This is a genomic window from Corynebacterium sp. LK2510 (assembly GCF_040946405.1).
Classification (GTDB): domain Bacteria; phylum Actinomycetota; class Actinomycetes; order Mycobacteriales; family Mycobacteriaceae; genus Corynebacterium.
Genome location: NZ_JAYWLR010000016.1, coordinates 29,420 through 49,076, shown reverse-complemented (window position 1 = coordinate 49,076; position 19,657 = coordinate 29,420). Strand labels below are relative to the sequence as shown.

Below are 19,657 nucleotides of genomic sequence, written 5' to 3'. Positions count from 1 at the left end.
CTGGTGCGCTGCGCGCGCTGTGCGAGGGTGTCACCGGTGGTGGGGTCGACCCAGCCGAAGCCTGAGCGCAAAACGGGAGCGTAGCACGAAAATCTGCCCTGATTCACAGAGTCGGGCCAATCGCTGCAAGAGCTCGGATGGGACCTCAAAGACGGAGAGTTCAGCGAGGGCCGGCCGACAGCGTCCCATACGCTCAGCCCACGACTAACTAACAATTGCTTAAGGGCGCGAGCCTCTAGGGCTCCGCATCCTCCGGAGGGGACTGCTCGCCAGCATCCTCCGGAGGGGACTGTTCCCCAGCAAGTCTCCGTTCCACTTTCGCACTGGCGGTATAGAAGGCCTCCTTGAAAGCGAGGTCACCGCCTTCCAGAACCTCTCTGGCCGACTCGGCGACATTGACCATTGAGCCGTTCTTGGTCCCGACTCCGAGGCCGAATGAGAGGTAGAGGACTGGGTTATCCACGAGCATGGGGACGAAATCCCAAGTACCATCAACTTGGTCCAAATACCAGCAACCCAGCAGATAGGTGATCAATCTCTGGCGCTCGTCATCTGCGAGGTCCGAATCACGGATCCTCTCCACTGAGCTCCTCGGGAAAGCTACCCCGTAGAAATTAGTGACATCGAGGTCTGGCGAGATGAGAGGCCCCTGCCGGGTTTGACATTCGGCAAGCAGAGCGCGCGCCTCTTCGTCGATCTTCCTAAGGCGCGGCCGGTAGGAATCAGCGCAGGAATCACCAGAGTGAGTATCAATACTCATGAGGATGCCCCTTTCTCAGACTTAATATAGATACCGCATACCCCTTGGTCCCAATTCAGGATGCCAGTGACAATCGGCATTATTGGCCCAGGCTGCGAGGCTTGGATTATTTCGGTATTCGCTGAGCGCAGAACGGCAGGAGTGTTCTTGTTCAAAGAGATTGTTATCAACTGCATTCGCAAAATCTGAAGGAGCGAGAAGGGCAACTGAAAACGAAGCCAGGATGGTCGCGATTTTCAACACCTTGGGCATCTTCTTTTCCTTTCGAGACCTTAAACGTATTAATTAGTTTTACAGATGGAACGCCGTAGGGGCACGCTCTCGCACACCTGTTCGATAAAGTGTTCGAACGAATCCACTTTCGCCACCCAACCCTGCAAATCCCACCAACGCACCCTGCTAAACTGAGTGCGACCACTACACGGGTGCTCCGCATGCGGGGCTGAGATGCCAGAAATGGCGAACCGTTGAACCTGATCCGGATAATGCCGGCGTTTAGGAAGGATTTTCATGACTTCATCAACCCCTGCCCAAAGCATGCCGATGCGCAATCGCCCCCAGTGGCGCGTGCTCGACATCGTCACAGCAGCCGTTCTCGGTGTCGCCGTCGGCCTCCTTTTTTGGGTGTGGAACACCATCGGATACGCGGGGTTCAAGGCATTTGACGCCCTGACCCCGGGCCTCGGCGGCCTGTTCGCGGGAGTGTGGTTTCTCGGCGGCATCCTCGGCGGGCTCATCATCCGCAAACCGGGCGCGGCGGTGTTTGTCGAGGTCATCGCGGCGTCAGTCTCGGCGCTCATCGGTAGCCAGTGGGGAATCGAGACCCTGTACTCGGGGCTGGCACAGGGCCTCGGCGCTGAGCTCGTCTTCCTCGCCTTCGCTTATCGACGCTTCACCCCCGCCGTCGCCGCCCTCGCCGGTGTCGGCGCTGCCGTCGGGGCGTTCGTCCTCGAACTGTTCACCTCCGGAAACTTGGCGATGAGCCTGGCGTTCAACGTCATCTACCTGATCTCCATGACGATCTCGGGCGTGGTTCTGGCGGGCCTGCTTGCGTACTGGCTGGTCAAGGCGCTGGCAAAGACCGGAGCCCTCGACCGTTTCGCCGCAGGGCGCGAGCGCTTCGGCACTGTAGACAGCGTGGACAGCGTGGACAGCGTGGACAGCGTCGCCGCTGACCGCGCATAGCGCGATGACAGAACTCGTCGTTCAGGCCCGCGGGCTCGGCTATCACCACGCCACGCGCCGCGTGCCAGCCTTCACCGGCGTCGACCTCGACCTGGCTGCGGGGGAGAGGGTGCTCATCACCGGCGACTCCGGGTCCGGCAAATCGACTCTGCTGGCCGTGATCGCGGGCCTCGCCACCGATGGGGAGGAGGGGCGCAACCTCGGCCACATCATTGTCAACGGGACCGTCGGCATGGTGATGCAGGATCCGGAGGCGCAGACCATCCTCACCCGCGTCGGCGACGATGTCGCGTTCGGCGCGGAGAACCTCGGTGTGCCGCGCGAGGAGATCTGGTCGCGCGTGGACAATGCGCTCGATGCTGTGGGGCTTGATGTGCCGCTCGACCACGTCACCTCCCATCTGTCCGGAGGGCAGAAGCAGCGCCTCGCCTTGGCCGGGGTAATCGCGATGGGCGCCTCAATCATCATTCTCGATGAACCCACCGCGAACCTCGACCCGGGGGGGCGCGACGAGATCATCGCCGCCGTCGACCGCGCGTGCCGGCGAACGGGGGCGAGCCTCATCGTGGTGGAGCACCGCCCCCGGCCGTGGGCGGGAGTGATCGATGCGTTCTACCGGCTCGATGAAACGGGGCTCAACCGCATCTCCGCAGATGACCTGCCCGGCGTACCCGAGCTGCCGCCTGCCCGCAGCGTGCTGTCCGGGACGATTCCGGCGGTGGAGACCCGCAACCTGCGCCCCACCTGGGGCCCTGCGCGCACCGTGCGCATCCCACAGGGGTACTCCACCGTTATTACCGGCGCGAACGGCACCGGAAAGACCACGCTGGCGTTGGCGCTTTCGGGGCTGACAAAGACGGCGTCGGGCGAGGCGTACTACTCGGATGACATCCGCCGGAGTTTGACGGGGCCACCCCTGAAGTGGTCGTCGCGGGATCTGGCGCAGCGCATCGGCTACGTCTTCCAGGACCCAGAGCACCAGTTTGTCACTTCCACCGTGCAGGACGAGATGGAGTTGTCGGGGGCGCGTGGGGAGCGCGTCGATAAGCTGCTGGCGCGGCTGCGGCTCGACCACCTCCGGCAGGCGAACCCGTTTACCCTCTCGGGCGGGGAGAAGCGCCGGCTGTCGGTTGCGACCGCGCTGGTGAACGCCCCTCGGCTGGTCGTGTTGGACGAGCCGACGTTCGGCCAGGACGACCGGACCTTCGTCGAGCTCGTCGGGCTGATCCGCGAGCTGACCGAGGACGGGGTAACCGTCGTGTCGATCACCCACGACGAGGCATTCATCGCCTCGCTCGGTGACCACCGGGAGGTCCTCACATGAACCTCATTTCGGGCATTAACCCTGTCACACGGATCCTTGCGCTGGCGGTGTTCACCACCCCGCTGATGGTCACGCTTGATTGGGTATCCGCCACTGTGGCGATTGCACTGACGCTCGCCGCCGCGCCGCTGTGCGGGGTGAGCTGGGCGCGCCTCGTGCGCCGGGGCTTGCCGATCCTCGTGGTCGCCCCGATCTCCGGAATCCCGATGGCGCTCTACGGCCAAAGCGGCGGAGAGGTCTACCTCAGCTGGGGGCTGTTGGAAGTCTCGGAACTCTCCGTTAGTCTGGCGATCGCGGTGGTCCTGCGCGTCCTCGCGATCGCGCTGCCCGTGGTCGTCCTCTCCGCCGACGTCGACCCGACCGACCTCGGAGACGGGCTCTCGCAGGTCCTGCGGCTTCCGGAGCGCTTCGTCATCGGCACCGTCGCGGGCTTTCGCGTGCTGACACTGCTGCGCGAGGACCTCGACGCCATGCGCCGCTCCCGCCGCGCCCGCGGCATCGCGGACTCCGGGCGGGTGCGCTACTGGCTGTCGCTCGCGTTCGGCCTGCTCGTGATGAGCCTGCGCCGCGCCGGCAAGCTCGCCTCCGCGATGGAGGCACGCGGCTTTGGTCGCCTACCAACCCGCAGCCACGCGCGGACCTCTCGCCTGCACCGCATCGACGCGGTCGTTCTCGTTCTCTGCGTCCTCGCAGCGGCGCTCGCGCTGGGCATTGCGTGGTACACCGGCCACCTTCGCCCGCTGTGGAGCGTGGGCTAAGTGGCTTTCACAGTGCTTATCGACGGCCGCTCCGGCGCCGGCAAAACCACCCTCGCGCTCATGATGGGTGAGGCGCTCGGGTGCCGCGTGGTGCACTTGGACGATTTCTACCCGGGGTGGTCAGGGCTGGCCGAGGGGGCACGCAGGGTCGCCGAGGATGTGCTCCATCCGACGCGCCCGGGATTCTGGCGCTGGGACTGGAAGCATAACCGCCGCGGCGCATGGGTGGCGCTCGACCCGCAGGAGGATGTGATCGTGGAGGGGGTGGGCGCGATTACGGAGGCGTCGATAAGCGCTGCGTTGAAGCGCGGAAGTGTCGCGACGATCCGCGTTGCCGCCCCGCTTCAAACGCGTCGCGACCGTGCGCTGCGGCGCGACCCCGGGTACGCGCCGTACTGGGACATGTGGACCGCGCAGGAGGAGGGTCTGCCGGAATTGCCCGTGGATGTGACCGTGCGGCTTTAGCCGGCGGGCGCGAGCTCGACCTCGTCTGCCCAGGTCAGCTCGATGCCGAGGGTGCGCAGCCACTCCATGGCGTTGTCCTGGTGGCGCGTGATGCCCTCGACGGCGTTGAGGGTGACGTCGATAGCCTTTTCTGCTTCCTCGGCCGAGATAAGCCCGGCGGAGGTCGCCGCGGCGAGCTCGTCGATATCGAGCACGTCGATGGGGTTGCCGGTCAGGGAGACGAGATCGACGTAGAGGTCGCGGGTGTGCCAGACATCGCCCTCGACGTCGATGTCGGCGACATCGAAGTAGAAGTCCTGCTTTTCCTCCACGCCCTCGCGGAAGTGGAAGATGTTCGCACGCAGGCCGAGATCGGGAAGCAGCCAGCTCTCCAGATAGCCGAACTTCGGGTGGTTGGCGCCGCGCGCCATGTAAAGGCCGAAGTCGGTTACCCGAAACGTGTCGACCTCACGCTGGTACCCCTTGGGGTCAGTGTTGGTGTTCGACGTCGTGTCAAAAGTCTCCTGCTTCACAGGGTGAAGATCGGCGCTCATGATTACCTCACGTTGAAACTAGCTACGGTTGGGGCGAAAGTGCAGACGTTGGACGTAGTGCGGACACTGCCTCCAACAACGGCCAGGACGGTGCCCGGGCCGGTATCGGCGACCCCGGAGAGGGTTGCCGGTCCTGTGGGGTTTATCTGATTGTTATCAAGCGGCGTTACGCCCGTGCGCCCATTGGTTACATTTGCCCAGTACACGTTCATTCCGCCCTGTGCCTCGGCGGCCGGCGGAGTGCCAAGGGCGGTGAAGACGAATCCGGTGTGGTGCTCGGGAACGCCGGGCGCCGGGATTTCGGCCGGGCCCGGTACCGCGATGGCGGACGCCGTGGAGTGCAGCCCCGGGCCGATGCAGTTCAACGACACGGTCGGCCAGATGAACTGGCTGATCACCGGCGCGTTGGTGGGCAGGTCAGGCCCGCCGGTCTCACCGCGGCCGCCGAAAAAGTTGACGGCCGTGCGCAGCGTGTCCGCGACAGGCTGCGGCACGAACGGCTGGGCTGCGAACTCGTGGACTGTCCGTACCGCCTGGGGAGTGGGGCGCCCAAACGTGTCGATGTAGCGAGACGACTGCGCGGACGCGGCCGGGGCGGAAACTCCGAGCATCAGCGAGGCGAGGGTGGCCACGGTTGCGGCGGCGCGCAGCATGCGGCGGTGGCGGTGTCGGGACTGGGGCACGGCGACGTCCTTAATAGGGGTGCTTCACGGAAAATGTTTTGTCCTGCAAACTATAAACAGTAGTTAACATAAACAACTCCTGACACAATAGTCGCACAAGGCTGTGCGTCAAGTGGGAAACCGGCCACAAAATAGCGCTCAAGCGCCTGCGCGACAGTGCGATTAGCGGCACTAGGCTGTAGGGTTTAACCGTTCTCTAACCCCCTATGCTTTTCGTGCTTTAAGGAGCTCCGAATCAGTGTCGCATCCTGAATTTCGCAACGTCGCCATCGTGGCGCACGTTGACCACGGCAAAACCACCCTCGTCAACGCCATGCTGGAGCAGTCCGGTGTGTTCAGCGACCACGGCGAGCACGGTGACCGTGTCATGGACTCCGGCGAGCTCGAATCCGAGCGCGGCATCACCATCCTGGCCAAGAACACGGCGATCCGCCGTGCCGGCCAGGGCAAGGACGGCCGCGACCTCATCATCAACGTCATTGACACCCCGGGCCACGCCGACTTCGGTGGCGAGGTCGAGCGCGGCCTGTCCATGGTCGACGGCGTCGTCCTGCTGATCGACGCCTCCGAGGGTCCGCTGCCGCAGACCCGCTTCGTGCTGGGCAAGGCACTCGAGGCGAAGAAGCCCGTGATCATCTGCGTCAACAAGACCGACCGTCCGGACGCCCGCATCGACGAGGTCGTCGACGAGGCTCAGGACCTACTCCTCGAGCTCGGTGCTGGCCTTGAGGATCCGGAGGCCGCCGAGGCCGCCGAGAGCCTGCTCGAGCTTCCGGTGCTCTACACCTCCGGCCGCGCCGGCCGCGCATCCCAGGAGAACCCGGGCAACGGCGAGCTGCCGGACAACGAGGACCTGCAGCCGCTTTTCGACGTCATCTACGACGTCCTGCCCGAGCCCTCCGCCGACGTGGACGCGCCGTTCCAGGCGCAGGTGACCAACCTGGACTCCTCCTCCTTCCTCGGCCGTATCGCGCTGATCCGCGTCTACCGCGGTTCCGTGAAGAAGGGCGACACCGTCGCCTGGGTCCACTACGACGCCGAAGGCGAGCAGCACGTCAAGAACGTGAAGATCGCCGAGCTGCTCGTCACTGAGGGCCTCGACCGTGTCCCGGCCACCGGCGAGGTTGTCGCCGGCGACATCGCTGCCGTCTCCGGCATCGAGAACATCATGATCGGTGACACCCTGACTCACCCGGACCACGTGGACGTGCTGCCGCGCATCACCGTCGACGACCCGGCTATCTCCATGACCATCGGTGTGAACACCTCCCCGATGGCAGGCCGCAACGGCGGCGACAAGCTCACCGCCCGCATGGTCAAGGCCCGCCTCGACCAGGAGCTCATCGGTAACGTGTCCATTCGCGTGCTGCCGACCGAGCGCCCGGACGCGTGGGAGGTGCAGGGTCGAGGCGAGATGGCACTGACCATCCTCATCGAGACGATGCGCCGCGAGGGCTTCGAGCTGACCGTGGGCAAGCCGCAGGTTGTGACCAAGGAGATCGACGGCAAGACCTACGAGCCGTACGACCACATGGTCATCGATGTTCCCTCTGAGTACCAGGGTGCCGTCACCCAGCTGTTGGCCAACCGCAAGGGTCAGATGACCGCGATGAGCAACGCCGGTTCCGGCGACTGGGTCCGCATGGAGTTCGACGTGCCCTCGCGCGGCCTGATCGGCTTCCGCACGACCTTCCTCACGGAGACGCGCGGCGCCGGTATCGCCAACTCCTACTCCATCGAGCACCGCCCCTGGGCCGGTGAGATCAAGGGCCGCCCGACCGGCTCCCTGGTCGCCGACCGCTCGGGCCAGGTCACCGCGTACGCGCTGATGCAGTTGTCCGACCGCGGCGAGTTCTTCGTCGAGCCGGGCGCGGAGACCTACGAGGGCATGGTCGTCGGCGCGAACACCCGCGACGAGGACATGGACATCAACATCACCAAGGAGAAGAAGCTCACCAACATGCGTGCGGCTTCCGCCGACACCACGGTGACCCTTGCGAAGGCCCGCACCCTCTCCCTGGACGAGGCCATCGAGTTCTGTGACGACGACGAGTGCGTCGAGGTCGCCCCCGAGGCGATGCGCGTGCGCAAGATCATCCTCGACTCCACCGAGCGCGGCCGTGCCCGCTCCCGTGCGAAGCAGAAGAACAAGTAGCATCCGAGGGGATGAAACCCCTCAACCCAGCGCCGCGCACACCGTCTACCCGGATGGTGTGCGCGGCGCTGCTGTCTGCCATGGGACTGTCCATTGCCTCGTGTGCGGCCAACCCGGGCCCGCCCCCACTGGTCACGGACCCGCCGGGGGAGCGCGCAACTACCACCGCGGCCACGCCGGCCCCCACGACGCGCACCACCCTCGAGGTTGGGGTGGACCCGCTACGCAACGGGCTCAACCCGCACCTCGCCTCCGACGAGACAGAGACCGTCAGGGCGATCGCCGACCTGGTGCTGCCGAGCGCGTTCATCAACGGTGAGCGCAACGCAGATCTTGTAACCGCAGCCGCGGTGCTGCCTGTGCCGTCGTCGCCGGCAGCGGCCATGACGGTGCGCTACGTCCTCGAAGATGAGGCGCAATGGTCCGACGGAACGCCGATCACCGGCCGCGACTTCGCCTATCTGTGGCGCGGAATGGCGTCCACGCCCGGGGTGATTGACCCGGCAGGCTATAGGGCGATCTCGGACATCCGCGTGATCGGAGCTGGCGGCAAAGTTGTCGACGTCGACTTCTCCGCGCCGGTGGCCGAGTGGCGCGCGCTGTTCACCCACCTACTGCCGTCGCACTTGCTCAGCGCCGACGCCTCCGACTTCGCCGTCGGGCTGCGCACCACGATTCCGGCGTCGGCAGGCCGCTTCATGCTTGTCGATGTTGACCGGGGACGCCGCGTGATCATCCTCAACCGCAATGACAGGTTTTGGGGCGAGCACCCCGCCGACGTGGACATCCTCACCCTCAACGCCGTGAACAACACCACCCAGGTCGCGGGCCAGCTCAGGGGAGGACAGCTCGCCTTCGCCGACCTCACCCCGGCCGAAACGACCGGCACCGTGTTCGGCCTCGTTCCCGGGGTGCGCACGGAGTTCGTCGACGCGCCGCGCACCCTCGGCATCACCCTGTCCACCACCTCGCCGCTGCTGGAAAGCATGGAGGCGCGCGAGGAAATGCGCTCGCTTATCGACGTTCCCCTGCTCGCCAGCGTCGCCGCCGGCCGAAGCACCGACCTGAACGTTGCCCCGCACCGCCCGGTCTCCGAGGCCGTGTCGACGGTGTTGCCCGAGCTGATCCGCACCAATCGGCCGCTGCGCGTCGGAGTCGACCCGGCTGATGCGCAGGCCGCAGCCGCCGCGCGATCGCTCGTGGACCTGCTCTCTTCCCGCGGAATTGCCGCGGATGTCGTCACCACCGACATGCGCTCCATGGCGGCACAGGGGCTGCCCACCGGAGAGCTCGACATGACGGTGAACTGGATGGTGCAGCGCGGCTCGACCCCGGCTCTGGCCGGACGGCTGTACTGCCCGCCTGCGACGTATCGCGCCGGCAACCTCTCGGGGTTGTGTACCCCGGAGACGGAAGAGCGCGCCGACGCCATCCTCTTCGGCGAGATCCCGGCGGAGCTGGCGGCGGACGAGGTCGCGGCGACGCTCGACGCTTATGCGGTGTGGGTGCCGCTGATGGGGGAGCGGCGGATCCGCGCCGCAACAGACGGTATCGTTGGCGCGGATTCCGTCCTCCAGGCGTGGCCCTCGTAGTCGCACAGCAACGAACGGCCCAGAAAGGCGTAGCAATGACAAAGACTAACGATCTCGCGGGGTACCGCGTGGTGGCGGTACACGCCCACCCGGACGACGAGGCCATCTCGACCGGCGGCGCGCTGGCGGACCTGGCCCGGCGCGGGGCCGACGTCCTGGTGGTCACGTGCACGCTCGGTGAGGAAGGCGAGGTCATCGGGGAGCGCTACCAGCAGCTCGTCGCCGACGACGCCGACCAGCTCGGCGGATACCGTATCCATGAACTCGCCGAGTCCCTGCGCATTCTCGGGGTGCGTGGGGAATTCTTAGGCGGCGCCGGGTGCTACCGCGACAGCGGCATGGCGGGGTCACCGGCGAGCCGGAACCCGCGGGCTTTTGTGAATTGTGGTGAGGGGGGCGTCGATAAGCTAGCGGCGATTCTGGACACCGAGCGGCCACACTTGGTGATGACGTACGACCCCCACGGCGGGTACGGGCACCCCGACCACATCCGGGCGCACGAGATCGCGCACGCCGCGGCTGAGCGCGTGGGTGTGCCGCGGCTGGTGTGGGCCGCGCGGCTGCGCAGCGAGCTGGAAGCGAACCTGCCGGCGCACGCGCCCGAGGGCTGGACCATGCCCGCGCCCGGTGAGCTCGACGCCGTCGACGAGACCGAGACCTGGGTTGAGCTCGACGCCGAGACGTTTGCGGTGAAGGTCGCCGCGATGCGCGCGCACGCAACCCAGGTCATCGTCGACGACGAGGAGGCGGGTGTGTACGCCCTGTCCAACCTCGTGACCCAGGTGGTCACCCGGCGCGAGCACTACCGCTCCGGCGCCGGGGTGCCGCTTGTTCCGGGCGCGGGGCTTCTCGACGGGATCGACGCGTGAGGCGACCCCGTGGGGAAGCAGTCGCCGGCCTGATCTGGCTCGGCGTCGGTGCGGCGGTGTCTGTGCTGATGGAAGTCGTCTATCTCAACGCGCGGCTTTTCGGGGCACCGTTTCCCATCACGATTGCCATCGCCTTCTTCTTCAACTCCGTGCTGACGCGCACCGCCGCGCTCTGGAACCCGCACCCGGGGATCGCGCTGATCCCGTTGTGGGTGTGGCTGGGCTGCTTTTTTATTCTCATGTTTGCGCTGCCGGCGGCGGGAACGATGCTGGTTCCTACATCGCTGTGGACGGTGCTGCTCTTGCTCGCCGGCATTGCAGGAGCCGTGTGGCCCCTCGTTCGGCCAAAGTGACATAATGGCGGGCATGACTTACGTGATTGCCCAACCCTGCGTGGATGTGCTGGATCGCAGCTGCGTGGAAGAGTGCCCCGTTGACTGCATCTACGAGGGCAAGCGCATGCTCTACATCCACCCGGACGAGTGCGTGGACTGCGGTGCGTGCGAGCCTGCCTGCCCCGTCGAAGCGATCTTCTACGAGGACGACACCCCGGACGAGTGGTCCCAGTACTATGACGCCAACGTCGGCTTCTTCGACGAGCTTGGCTCCCCGGGTGGCGCGGCCAAGACCGGCCCGCTCGACTTCGACCACCCCTTCGTCGCTGCTCTGCCGCCGCAGAACCAGGACAAGTAGTTCCACTGAATTCGAGCAAGTCTGAGGAGACGTCACCGCTATGACCGGCACCTACAATCGCACCCCGCTGAGCACGCAGCTGCCGGACTTTCCGTGGGACACCATCGCGGACGTTAAGGCGGCGGCCGCGCAGCACCCGGGCGGGTTGATCGACCTGTCGGTGGGCACGCCCATTGACGCGGTCGACCCGTCGATCCAGCTCGCGCTGTCCGAGAACGCCGCCGAACCCGGCTACCCGCAGACCGCGGGAACGCCCGAGCTGCGCGGCGCAATTGCTGACGCACTGAGCCGCCGTTACAACGCGGGTGGCCTGGGTCCGAACGCGGTGCTTCCTGTCATCGGGACGAAGGAGGCCATCGCGTGGCTGCCGACGACGCTGGGCCTGCGCGGGCGCGACGCCGTCGTGGTGATCCCCGAGGTCGCGTACCCGACGTACGAGGTCAGCGCGTTGATCGCGGGGTGCACTGTGGTGCGCTCGGACGAGCCTGTCGACGGCGCGGACCTCGTCTACGTCAACTCCCCGTCGAACCCCACAGGCCGCGTGCGCGGGGTCGACGAAATGCGCCGCTGGGTCGAGTTCGCCCGGGACACGGGTGCGATCATCGCCTCCGACGAGTGCTACATGGGCCTGGCGTGGTCCGCCGAGCCCGTCTCCATCCTGGACCCGCGCGTCACTGACGGCGACAACACGAACCTGCTGGCGATCCACTCGCTGTCCAAGACCTCTAACCTCGCCTCCTACCGCGCCGGTTTCTTCGCCGGCGACGAGGCGCTCGTCCAGGAGTTGCTCCTGGTGCGCAAGCACTCCGGGTTGATCGTTCCCGGGCCGGTGCAGCATGCGATGGTCGCGGCGCTGCGCGAGGATTCGCACGAGCAGCTGCAGCGCCTCACGTACGCCAAGCGCCGCGCGGTGCTGCTCAAGGCGCTTCTCGACGCCGGGTTTAACGTCGACCACTCCGAGGCTGGCCTGTACCTGTGGGCGCGGCGCGACGGCGCCTCCTCGCGCGACACACTCACCTGGCTCGCCGAGCGCGGCATCCTGGCCGCCCCCGGGCACTTCTACGGCCCGAGCGTTGAGCACCACGTGCGCATTGCGCTGACGGCAACGGATGAGGCAGTCGCGGAGGCCGCCGGCAGGCTCGCGGAATAACTCCCTTCGGTGGGTGGGGATTAGAATAGAACCCTTAGTTGGTTCACGATTCGCCCACCCGAAAGCCTCCGAAAGCCGAGGAAGCCATGGTTTCCACCCCCACCGTGCCCGCTCGTCCGCCGCTCGCGCAGGAGTCGAGCGGCGGATTGGCGCTGCGCTTGCGCACCAGCTTTCGGGAGTTTGTGAAGTTCGGCATTGTCGGCGGCTCGGGTGTGGTGGTCAACCTCGCCGTGTTCTACCTGGTGAAAAAGCTTCTCGACGCCGGCTTCAACACCCACGAGGCCGACGCGGTGTTCAACCTCCTCGGCACCCCGTTCAACGTCCGGTGGTACCACGTCATGGCCACGATTGCCTTCGTGGTGGCCAACGTGTGGAACTACCAGCTCAACCGCTCGTGGACGTTCCGGCGCATCCCGAAGCGCCCGTGGCTGAAGGGGTTCATCCCGTTCCTGGCCACAGGAGTGGTGGCGTTTGTGGTGTCGCTGACGCTGTTGACGCTGTTTATGAACCCGAACTCGCCGATCGCACTGCCGAGCGAGGTGTTCGATGACTCCACCGGGTTGCGCACGAAGTCGTACTGGGCCCAGGCGCTGGCGACGCTGATCGCCATGCCCGTGAACTTCATCATCAACAAGTACTGGGCCTTCGGAAAACCAAAAATCACCCCTCTGGTGACAACCAGCGAGGGGTGATCTTCGGCGGCGGGGACGTTTAGTTCTTGTGCAGGGCCTCGTTGAGTTCGATGCCCTTCGCCGGGACGACCTCGACGGCGCCGGAGAGCGAGTTGCGGCGGAACTGCAGGCCGTTGGCCCCCGACAGCTCGAGCGCCTTGATCTCGGAGTCGGCTTCCTTGCCGAAGGCGCTTGCCACGGCCGCGGTGAGCACGACGCGGGTGCCGGCGGTGACGTAGAGGCCGGCTTCGACCACGCAGTCGTCGCCAAGCGAAATGCCCACGCCCGAGTTGGCGCCGAGCAGGCAGCGCTCGCCCAGGGTGATGGTTTCCTTGCCGCCGCCGGACAGGGTGCCCATGATGGACGCGCCGCCGCCGACGTCGGTGCCGTTGCCCACGGTCACGCCAGCCGAGATGCGGCCTTCGACCATGGAGTTGCCGAGGGTGCCGGCGTTGAAGTTGACGAATCCCTCGTGCATGACGGTGGTGCCCTCCGCAAGGTGGGCGCCGAGGCGGACACGGTCGGCGTCACCGATGCGCACGCCGGACGGTACGACATAGTCGACCATGCGCGGGAACTTGTCCACGGAGAAGACGATGACCGGGCCCTTGGCAGCGAGCTTGCCGCGGGTCATCTGGAAGTCGTTGACGGCGCAGGGGCCGAAGTTGGTCCACACCACGTTGGCCAGCAGACCGAAGACGCCGTCCATGTTGGCGCCGTGCGGCGCGACCAGGCGGTGGGACAGAAGGTGCAGGCGCAGGTAGACGTCGTAGGCGTCGATGGCCGGCTCGGAGAGGTCCGCGATGGCGGTCTCGACTGCGACGCGCGCGACGCCGCGGTCCTCGTCGGGTCCAACCAGATGGTCAAAGCGGCTGTCCGCCTCCTCGAGGCGTGTCGTGCCGCTGGCCGTGACCGGTTCGCCCAGCTTAGGTGCGGGGAACCAGACATCGAGGACTGTACCGTCATGAGTAACCGTGGCAATGCCACGCGCGATCGCAGTTGTCATGCCCGCTAGCTTAGATCATTGCCGCGGCGAGAGGCCGACCCGGCTCGCGTGAGGAAGGACAGCGCGATCAGCACGGCCGAGAGGGCGAGCACGGCGAAGATCTGGCCGCGGGTGGAGGCGTCGAGAAGCATGAGCACGGTCAGGCCGATGAGCGCTGCGAGCGTGACCCATGGGACCCACGACGAACCGCGCAGGGTGATGAGGTCGCCCTTGCCCTCGGCGACGATCTGCGGGTGCAGGCGGACGTAGCTCAGGACGATAAAGACCCAGGTGACAATGAGGCAGCCGCCGACTGCGTTCATCAGGAACTCAAGCAGCCCCGGCGGGTTCCACCACTGCAGGGCCACAGCTGCGAAGGCGAAGACAACAGAAACGATGACGGCGTTGGTAGGAACTGCCTGCGCGCTGACCTTGCCCAGCCAACGGGGGGCGTCGCCCTGCGTGGCCATCTGGTAGGCCATGCGGGAGGTGCCGTAGATCTGGGCGTTGAACGCGGACAGCAGCGCGAGCACGATGACGGCCTCCATGAAGCCGGCTGCGCCCGGGATGTTCGCCATGCCGAGGACCTGGGTGAAAGGGGAGTCCGCCGCGGTGTCCGCGCCGTGGATGGAGGCGAACGGCAGGATCAGGATGATCAGGATGACCGAGCCGATGTAGAAAATGGCGATGCGCCAGATGATGGAGTTCACCGCGTTCTTCACAGCCTTGGCCGGGTTGGCGGACTCGGCCGCGGCGATGGTGACAACCTCAATGCCGCCGAAGGCGAACGCGACGGCGAGCAGGCCGGCCGCGATGCCGGCGATACCGTTCGGCGCGAAGCCGGACTCGCGGACGTTGTCGAAGCCGACGAATCCGGAGGCTGGCAGCAGGCCGAGGAACAAAGCGGTACCGATGAGGAGGAAGCCGACGATGACGACGATCTTGACCATTGCGAACCAGTACTCGAACTCACCGAACCCCTTGACCTGCGAGAGGTTGATGACGGCGAAGATGGTGACCATAACCAGCGCCGGAATCCACGGCGGTACGCCGAACCAACCGGACATGATCGCCGAGGCGCCGGTGATTTCGGCACCGCCGACCATGGTGAGCAGGAACCAGTAGAGCCAACCGAGCATGAACCCGGCCCACGGGCCGAACGCCTGGCGGCCGTAGGTTGCGAAGGAACCGGACGACGGCCGAGCCGCAGCCATCTCGCCGAGCATGCGCATGACAGCAACGACGACTAGGCCGGCGATCGCGTAGGCCACGATGATGGCGGGTCCGGCGGCGCGGATGCCCGCGCCGACGCCGAGGAAGAGTCCGGCGCCGACGGCCATTCCCAGACCCATCAGGGTGAGGTGGCGTGATTTCAGGCCCGTGCCGAGACCCGTGTCCTCGGTCGGGGCGGGAGTGTGTGAGACAGGAGTACTCATCGTGCGTTCCTTTCGGCAGCAGCGGCGGTGTCGCGCTTGTACGCGGGGGTGTTGGTGTAAAGAACTCCGGCCAAGGTGACCACGCCGACCACGACCGCGACAGCGAAGATCTGGAACCGGCCGTCGGGGGTGGTGGCCATAAGGACCACAATGACCGCGGCGAGGGCGACGGTCGCCCAGGGCAGGACCTTCGGGGCCCACATGCGGACGTGGGTGATCTCACCGGTGGCCTCAAGGCGCGGGTGGATGCGGAGGAAGGAGAAGGTGATCACGAACCAGATCACAATCAGGCAGCCACCCACCGCGTTGAGCAGGAAGGCGAGCAGCCCCGGCGGGTTCCAGTACTGCAGGCCCACCGCAATGAACCCGAACAGGACGGAGACCACCACGCCGCGCAGCGGGACGCCGCGGGAGTCGGTGTGGCGGAAGAACTCAGGTGCGTCGCCGCGCTGGGCGAGGTTGTGCAGGAAGCGCGAGGTGCCGTAGATCTGCGTGTTGCACGCGGACAGCAGGGCGACCACGATGACCGCCTCCATGATGCCGACAGCACCGGGGATGTTGGCCAGCTGCAGCACGGCGGTGAACGGCGACTCGGAGGCATCCCTGGCGCCGCCGATGGTGCCGTAGGGCAGCAGCAGGGCAATGAGGATGACCGAGCCGATGTAGAAGATGCTGATGCGCCAGATGATCGTGCGGATCGCGGAGTGCACCGCGGTCTCGGGCTCTTCCGACTCGGCAGCGGCGATGGTGACCATCTCAATGCCGCCGAAGGCGAAGGCCACGGCGAGAAGTGCAGTGGCCACACCGCCCCAGCCATTCGGCATGAACCCGACCTCGGCGATGTTGTCCAGGCCGACGAACCCGCTAGCCGGCAGGATTCCCAGCCAGAGCAGGGTGCCCAGGATGAGGAAGCCGACGATGACGGCGACCTTGATCAGCGCGAACCAGAACTCGAACTCGCCGTAGTTGCGCACGGCCGCGAAGTTGATCACCGTGAAGGTCAGGATGGCCACAAGGGCGGGAATCCACGGCGAAACGCCGAGCCACCCGGCGATAATCGCGGAAGCGCCGGTGATTTCCACGGCCATGATCATCACCATCATGAACCAATAGAGCCAACCGACGGCGAATCCGGCCCAGTTGCCAAAGGCCTGCTCCGCATAGGTGGAGAAGGTGCCCGATGATGGTCGGGCGGCGACCATCTCGGCGAGCATCTGCATAATGCAGACAGTGATCGCACCGGCGACGAGGTACGCGAGGATGACCGCCGGGCCCGCGGCCTGAATACCCACGCCCGTTCCCAGGAAGAGACCGGCTCCGATGGCGGAGCCCAATCCCATCATGGTGAGGTGGCGGGTTTTCAGCTCGCGTCGCAACCCCGCAGCCATTCCGGCTGGTTGTTCAACGTTGTGAGACATGGTTTTACTTTAAACACTGTCTCGTACCGCAGCGATACCGGTCGCCTGATTGTGTTCGCACGTTAACGCGGCCGCAGGACCGGGCACGCGGAGTGGGGCTCGTTGCAAATCGCGATATCGCTTTGACCTGAGATTTCGTGGGCAGCGATGATCCGTCCGGTGCGGGAGTCAAACAGTGCCGTCGTCGGCTCGAGCATGACGTTGACCCCGACCTCGCAGCGATCGCCCAAATCCACGCCGATCACGCCGGCAGACGGGTGGAGCACGCAGTTGCGCCCGATGCGCATGGGCTCGCGGTTCTGTCCTCCCGCGCGGCTCGCCATGAGCGCGGAGGACAAGGACAGATCGGTGCCTTCGTCCACAGTCACCGCCGAGGACAGGCGGCCTTCAATACGCGCCGGGCCGAGCGAGCCGGCGTTGTAGGACACGTAGCCCTCGCGCAGCACCGAGGTACCGGGAGCAAGGTAGGCGCCGAGGCGCACGCGCTCGGCCTCCGCGATGGACACACCGGACGGGACGACGTAGTCGACCATGCGGGGCAGCCGCTCGATGCTGTAGACGTGAATTTGCCCACGGGCGCGCAGCTTGGCCCGGATGTACTCGAAGTTGTCCGGCAAACATGGGCCCTTGTTCGTCCACACCACGGGAACGAGGTGGGTGAGGCAGTCGTGCATGTTGAGCTCGAGCGGGCGGACCAGGCGGTGGGAGAGCAGATGCAGGCGCAAATAAACGTCGTGGGCGTCGCGCGGGGGCTGGGACAAATCCGCGATGGTGGTGCGCACCGGCACCATCTCGACGAGGCGGTCGCGGTCCATTCCGACGAGGTTGAGGAATTGGTCGGAAAGGTCGCGGGCGGAGACGCGCTCGGTGGAGGAGGGGGTCGAGGGGGCGTCGAAAAGCGAGGGAGCGGGGTACCAGGTGTCGAGGACGGTGCCGTCGGCGGCGATGTTTGCGATGCCTGTGGCGCACGCCCCGGCGGCCAGAAACTGCGTCATTGGGCCAATCTTATCGGGGTGGTGTCGGCGCTAGAATGACGCCCATGGCTTCCCTCGACCTATTTGCAGACCCTGTTGACTTGACCGCGGCGTTGATCGATATCGAGTCGCCTTCGCACCACGAGGCGGAGATCGCCGACGCCATCGAGGAGGCGTTGCGCCGCATCGAGGGCATCGAGGTGCAGCGTTTCCACCACACTGTCGTGGCGCGAACCCACTTCGGCCGGCAGAGTCGCGTCGTGCTCGCCGGGCACGTGGACACCGTCCCGCTCGCAGACAACACTCCCCACCACATTGAAGGTGACGTGTTGTGGGGCTGCGGCTCCGTGGACATGAAGTCGGGGCTCGCTTGCTACCTGCGGGCGTTCGCTCGCTTTGCGACGTCTGGCACAAGCCCATTCGACCTCACCCTCATCGCTTATGAGGCCGAAGAAGTCGCAACGGAGTTCAACGGGCTGTTCCACCTCGAGCGCGACCACCCGGAGCTGCTCGAGGCAGACTTCGCGCTGCTCGGTGAGCCCTCGGGGGCTGTGATCGAGGCGGGCTGCCAGGGCACGATCCGTGTCTTTGTCAATGCGTACGGCACCCGCGCGCACTCCGCGCGCAGCTGGCTCGGGCACAATGCCGCCCACGCTTTGTCCGGTGTGCTCTCCCGCGTGGCCGCCTACGAGCCGCGCAGCGTCGAGATCGCGGGGTGTGAGTACCGCGAAGGCCTGAATGTGGTGGGGATGAACGGGTTCGTGGCCACCAACACGATCCCGGATGAGGCGCAGCTGATCATCAACTTCCGCTACGCGCCTGACCGCTCCATCGAGGACGCGAAGGCGCACCTCGAGGAGGTGCTCGCGCTGGAGGAGGGCCTCGAGCTGGTCTGGGATGATGTCGCCGCCGGTGCGCTGCCGGGCCTGGACCATCCGGTTGCCGCCGGCCTCGTCGAGGCGGTGGGTGGTGAGTTCCGCGCGAAGTTCGGATGGACGGATGTGGCGCGCTTCTCTAGCCTAGGGATTCCGGCCATCAACTTCGGCCCGGGGGATCCGGGCTACGCCCACAAGAAGGACGAGCAGTGCCCGGTGGATCAGATCCGCTCGGTGTCGACCATCCTCGAGGCGTACCTTGCGGCGGAGGACTAGCCGGACCACAACCGACTGACGCCCAACCGGAAGAAGGCACAAGACCGTGGCGCCCCACACCACCCCCAAGCCCGCCGGCGACCGCAAATTGCGCGGCCCGATCATGCTGCGTACGGACGACACACAGTCGTCGACGCACGACCAGCGACTGTTGGAGTCGCTGGGCAGCTCGGACCACGACTGGAAGCACGCCGACCCGTGGCGTGTCATGCGCATCCAATCAGAGTTCGTCGCCGGTTTCGACGCGTTGTCGGACCTGCCGAAGGCCGTCACTGTTTTCGGCTCGGCGCGACTCGGCGAGGGCACGCCCGAGTACGAGCAGAGCTGCGCGCTCGGCGAGGCTCTTGTTGAGTCCGGCTACGCCGTCGTCACCGGTGGCGGCCCGGGCCTGATGGAGGGCCCGAACCGCGGCGCGCACGACGCCGGTGGCATGTCCGTCGGCTTGGGCATCGAGCTGCCGTTCGAGCAGGGGCTGAACGAGTGGGTCGACCTCGGCCTGAACTTCCGTTACTTCTTCGCGCGCAAGACGATGTTTTTGAAGTACTCGCAAGCGTTCATCGCCCTGCCGGGCGGCTACGGCACCCTCGACGAGGTCTTCGAGATGCTCGTGATGGTGCAGACACGCAAGGTGACCAACTTCCCGATGGTGCTCATCGGCACCGAGTTCTGGGGCGGTCTGGTCGACTGGATCCGCAGCCAGCTGCTCACCCGCGGCCTGATTTCCGAAGGCGACGACAAACTGTTCCTCCTCACCGACTCGGTGGAGGAGGCCGTCGAGCACATAGTCGAGGCCCACCGTGTGATGACGGACGAGCGCATCCGCGAGCGCGAGGCCATGGAGGGCCGCTCTTAAGT

The 19,657-nt window shown here is 66.0% G+C and carries 21 protein-coding genes and 1 riboswitch; of the genes, 13 read left to right on the top strand and 8 right to left on the bottom strand.

The genetic code is table 11. The annotated features are described in order from the left end of the window. Window positions 1-235: 235 nt before the first annotated feature. Entirely contained in the window at window positions 236-760 is a 525-nt protein-coding gene (locus VVR41_RS08825; protein WP_368524447.1) for a hypothetical protein, read from the bottom strand. 21 nt (window positions 761-781) lie between these two features. After that, window positions 782-1,012 (bottom strand): hypothetical protein, encoded by a 231-nt coding sequence (locus VVR41_RS08820; RefSeq protein WP_368524446.1) that lies wholly within the window; start codon window positions 1,010-1,012, stop codon window positions 782-784. A gap of 159 nt (window positions 1,013-1,171) precedes the next feature. Then, window positions 1,172-1,279: riboswitch (TPP riboswitch) on the top strand. On the opposite strand from VVR41_RS08820, the gene VVR41_RS08815 reads away from it, so the two are divergent. The 4 genes from VVR41_RS08815 (at window position 1,271) to VVR41_RS08800 (ending at window position 4,492) form a co-directional block, all read left to right on the top strand. Then, the gene (locus VVR41_RS08815) at window positions 1,271-1,945 is read left to right on the top strand and encodes an ECF transporter S component (RefSeq protein ID WP_368524445.1); all 675 of its coding nucleotides are present in this window, start codon (window positions 1,271-1,273) and stop codon (window positions 1,943-1,945) included. (Overlaps the previous riboswitch by 9 nt.) A gap of 4 nt (window positions 1,946-1,949) precedes the next feature. Then, complete coding sequence (locus VVR41_RS08810) at window positions 1,950-3,269, top strand: ABC transporter ATP-binding protein (RefSeq protein ID WP_368524444.1); 1,320 nt, start codon at window positions 1,950-1,952, stop codon at window positions 3,267-3,269. Next, window positions 3,266-4,027, top strand: coding sequence for an energy-coupling factor transporter transmembrane protein EcfT (locus tag VVR41_RS08805; RefSeq protein WP_368524443.1), 762 nt, complete (start codon window positions 3,266-3,268; stop codon window positions 4,025-4,027). Before VVR41_RS08810 ends, VVR41_RS08805 begins: the two co-directional genes overlap by 4 nt. Further along, window positions 4,028-4,492 carry a hypothetical protein gene (locus VVR41_RS08800; protein WP_368524442.1) on the top strand — a complete coding sequence of 155 codons (465 nt, stop codon included), beginning with the start codon at window positions 4,028-4,030 and terminating at the stop codon, window positions 4,490-4,492. Here the strand turns inward: VVR41_RS08800 and VVR41_RS08795 are convergent. Next, on the bottom strand, window positions 4,489-5,025 hold the full coding sequence (locus VVR41_RS08795; protein ID WP_321101188.1) for a DUF402 domain-containing protein: 537 nt from the start codon (window positions 5,023-5,025) through the stop codon (window positions 4,489-4,491). The two genes, VVR41_RS08800 and VVR41_RS08795, sit on opposite strands and share 4 nt — an antisense overlap. 2 nt (window positions 5,026-5,027) lie before the next feature. Further along, window positions 5,028-5,708: a hypothetical protein gene (locus VVR41_RS08790; RefSeq protein WP_368524441.1), complete on the bottom strand. Its 681-nt coding sequence runs from the start codon at window positions 5,706-5,708 to the stop codon at window positions 5,028-5,030. A gap of 238 nt (window positions 5,709-5,946) precedes the next feature. On the opposite strand from VVR41_RS08790, the gene typA reads away from it, so the two are divergent. The 7 genes from typA (at window position 5,947) to VVR41_RS08755 (ending at window position 12,859) form a co-directional block, all read left to right on the top strand. Further along, complete coding sequence (typA, locus tag VVR41_RS08785; protein WP_368524440.1) at window positions 5,947-7,863, top strand: translational GTPase TypA; 1,917 nt, start codon at window positions 5,947-5,949, stop codon at window positions 7,861-7,863. Between the two features lie 11 nt (window positions 7,864-7,874). Beyond that, a complete protein-coding gene (locus VVR41_RS08780; RefSeq protein ID WP_368524439.1) occupies window positions 7,875-9,455 on the top strand; it encodes an ABC transporter family substrate-binding protein in 1,581 nt (526 codons plus the stop codon). A 35-nt stretch (window positions 9,456-9,490) separates the two neighbouring features. Beyond that, on the top strand, window positions 9,491-10,324 hold the full coding sequence (mshB, locus tag VVR41_RS08775) for an N-acetyl-1-D-myo-inositol-2-amino-2-deoxy-alpha-D-glucopyranoside deacetylase (protein WP_368524438.1): 834 nt from the start codon (window positions 9,491-9,493) through the stop codon (window positions 10,322-10,324). Further along, window positions 10,321-10,677 carry a hypothetical protein gene (locus tag VVR41_RS08770; RefSeq protein WP_368524437.1) on the top strand — a complete coding sequence of 119 codons (357 nt, stop codon included), beginning with the start codon at window positions 10,321-10,323 and terminating at the stop codon, window positions 10,675-10,677. Before mshB ends, VVR41_RS08770 begins: the two co-directional genes overlap by 4 nt. A gap of 13 nt (window positions 10,678-10,690) precedes the next feature. Continuing rightward, window positions 10,691-11,017 (top strand): ferredoxin, encoded by a 327-nt coding sequence (fdxA, locus tag VVR41_RS08765; protein WP_321101180.1) that lies wholly within the window; start codon window positions 10,691-10,693, stop codon window positions 11,015-11,017. Window positions 11,018-11,057: 40 nt separating this feature from the next. Then, the gene (gene dapC / locus VVR41_RS08760) at window positions 11,058-12,167 is read left to right on the top strand and encodes a succinyldiaminopimelate transaminase (RefSeq protein WP_368524436.1); all 1,110 of its coding nucleotides are present in this window, start codon (window positions 11,058-11,060) and stop codon (window positions 12,165-12,167) included. A gap of 86 nt (window positions 12,168-12,253) precedes the next feature. Further along, window positions 12,254-12,859: a GtrA family protein gene (locus VVR41_RS08755; RefSeq protein ID WP_368524435.1), complete on the top strand. Its 606-nt coding sequence runs from the start codon at window positions 12,254-12,256 to the stop codon at window positions 12,857-12,859. A gap of 19 nt (window positions 12,860-12,878) precedes the next feature. On the opposite strand, the gene dapD is transcribed toward VVR41_RS08755, so the two are convergent. The 4 genes from dapD to VVR41_RS08735 form a co-directional block, all read right to left on the bottom strand. Then, window positions 12,879-13,844, bottom strand: a complete 966-nt coding sequence (gene dapD / locus VVR41_RS08750) for a 2,3,4,5-tetrahydropyridine-2,6-dicarboxylate N-succinyltransferase (protein ID WP_368524434.1) — start codon at window positions 13,842-13,844, stop codon at window positions 12,879-12,881. Window positions 13,845-13,849: 5 nt separating this feature from the next. Further along, window positions 13,850-15,259: an amino acid permease gene (locus tag VVR41_RS08745; RefSeq protein ID WP_368524433.1), complete on the bottom strand. Its 1,410-nt coding sequence runs from the start codon at window positions 15,257-15,259 to the stop codon at window positions 13,850-13,852. Next, a complete protein-coding gene (locus VVR41_RS08740; protein WP_368524432.1) occupies window positions 15,256-16,677 on the bottom strand; it encodes an amino acid permease in 1,422 nt (473 codons plus the stop codon). The genes VVR41_RS08745 and VVR41_RS08740 overlap by 4 nt, the downstream gene beginning before the upstream one ends. 62 nt (window positions 16,678-16,739) lie before the next feature. Further along, on the bottom strand, window positions 16,740-17,672 hold the full coding sequence (locus tag VVR41_RS08735) for a succinyltransferase (protein ID WP_368524431.1): 933 nt from the start codon (window positions 17,670-17,672) through the stop codon (window positions 16,740-16,742). 44 nt (window positions 17,673-17,716) lie between these two features. Here VVR41_RS08735 and dapE point away from each other — a divergent pair, with 44 nt between their 5' ends. Together dapE and VVR41_RS08725 are read left to right on the top strand one after the other, a co-directional pair. Continuing rightward, window positions 17,717-18,802 (top strand): succinyl-diaminopimelate desuccinylase, encoded by a 1,086-nt coding sequence (gene dapE / locus VVR41_RS08730; protein ID WP_368524430.1) that lies wholly within the window; start codon window positions 17,717-17,719, stop codon window positions 18,800-18,802. Window positions 18,803-18,848: 46 nt separating this feature from the next. Next, window positions 18,849-19,655 carry a TIGR00730 family Rossman fold protein gene (locus VVR41_RS08725; protein ID WP_368524429.1) on the top strand — a complete coding sequence of 269 codons (807 nt, stop codon included), beginning with the start codon at window positions 18,849-18,851 and terminating at the stop codon, window positions 19,653-19,655. The last annotated feature ends 2 nt before the right edge of the window (window positions 19,656-19,657 follow it).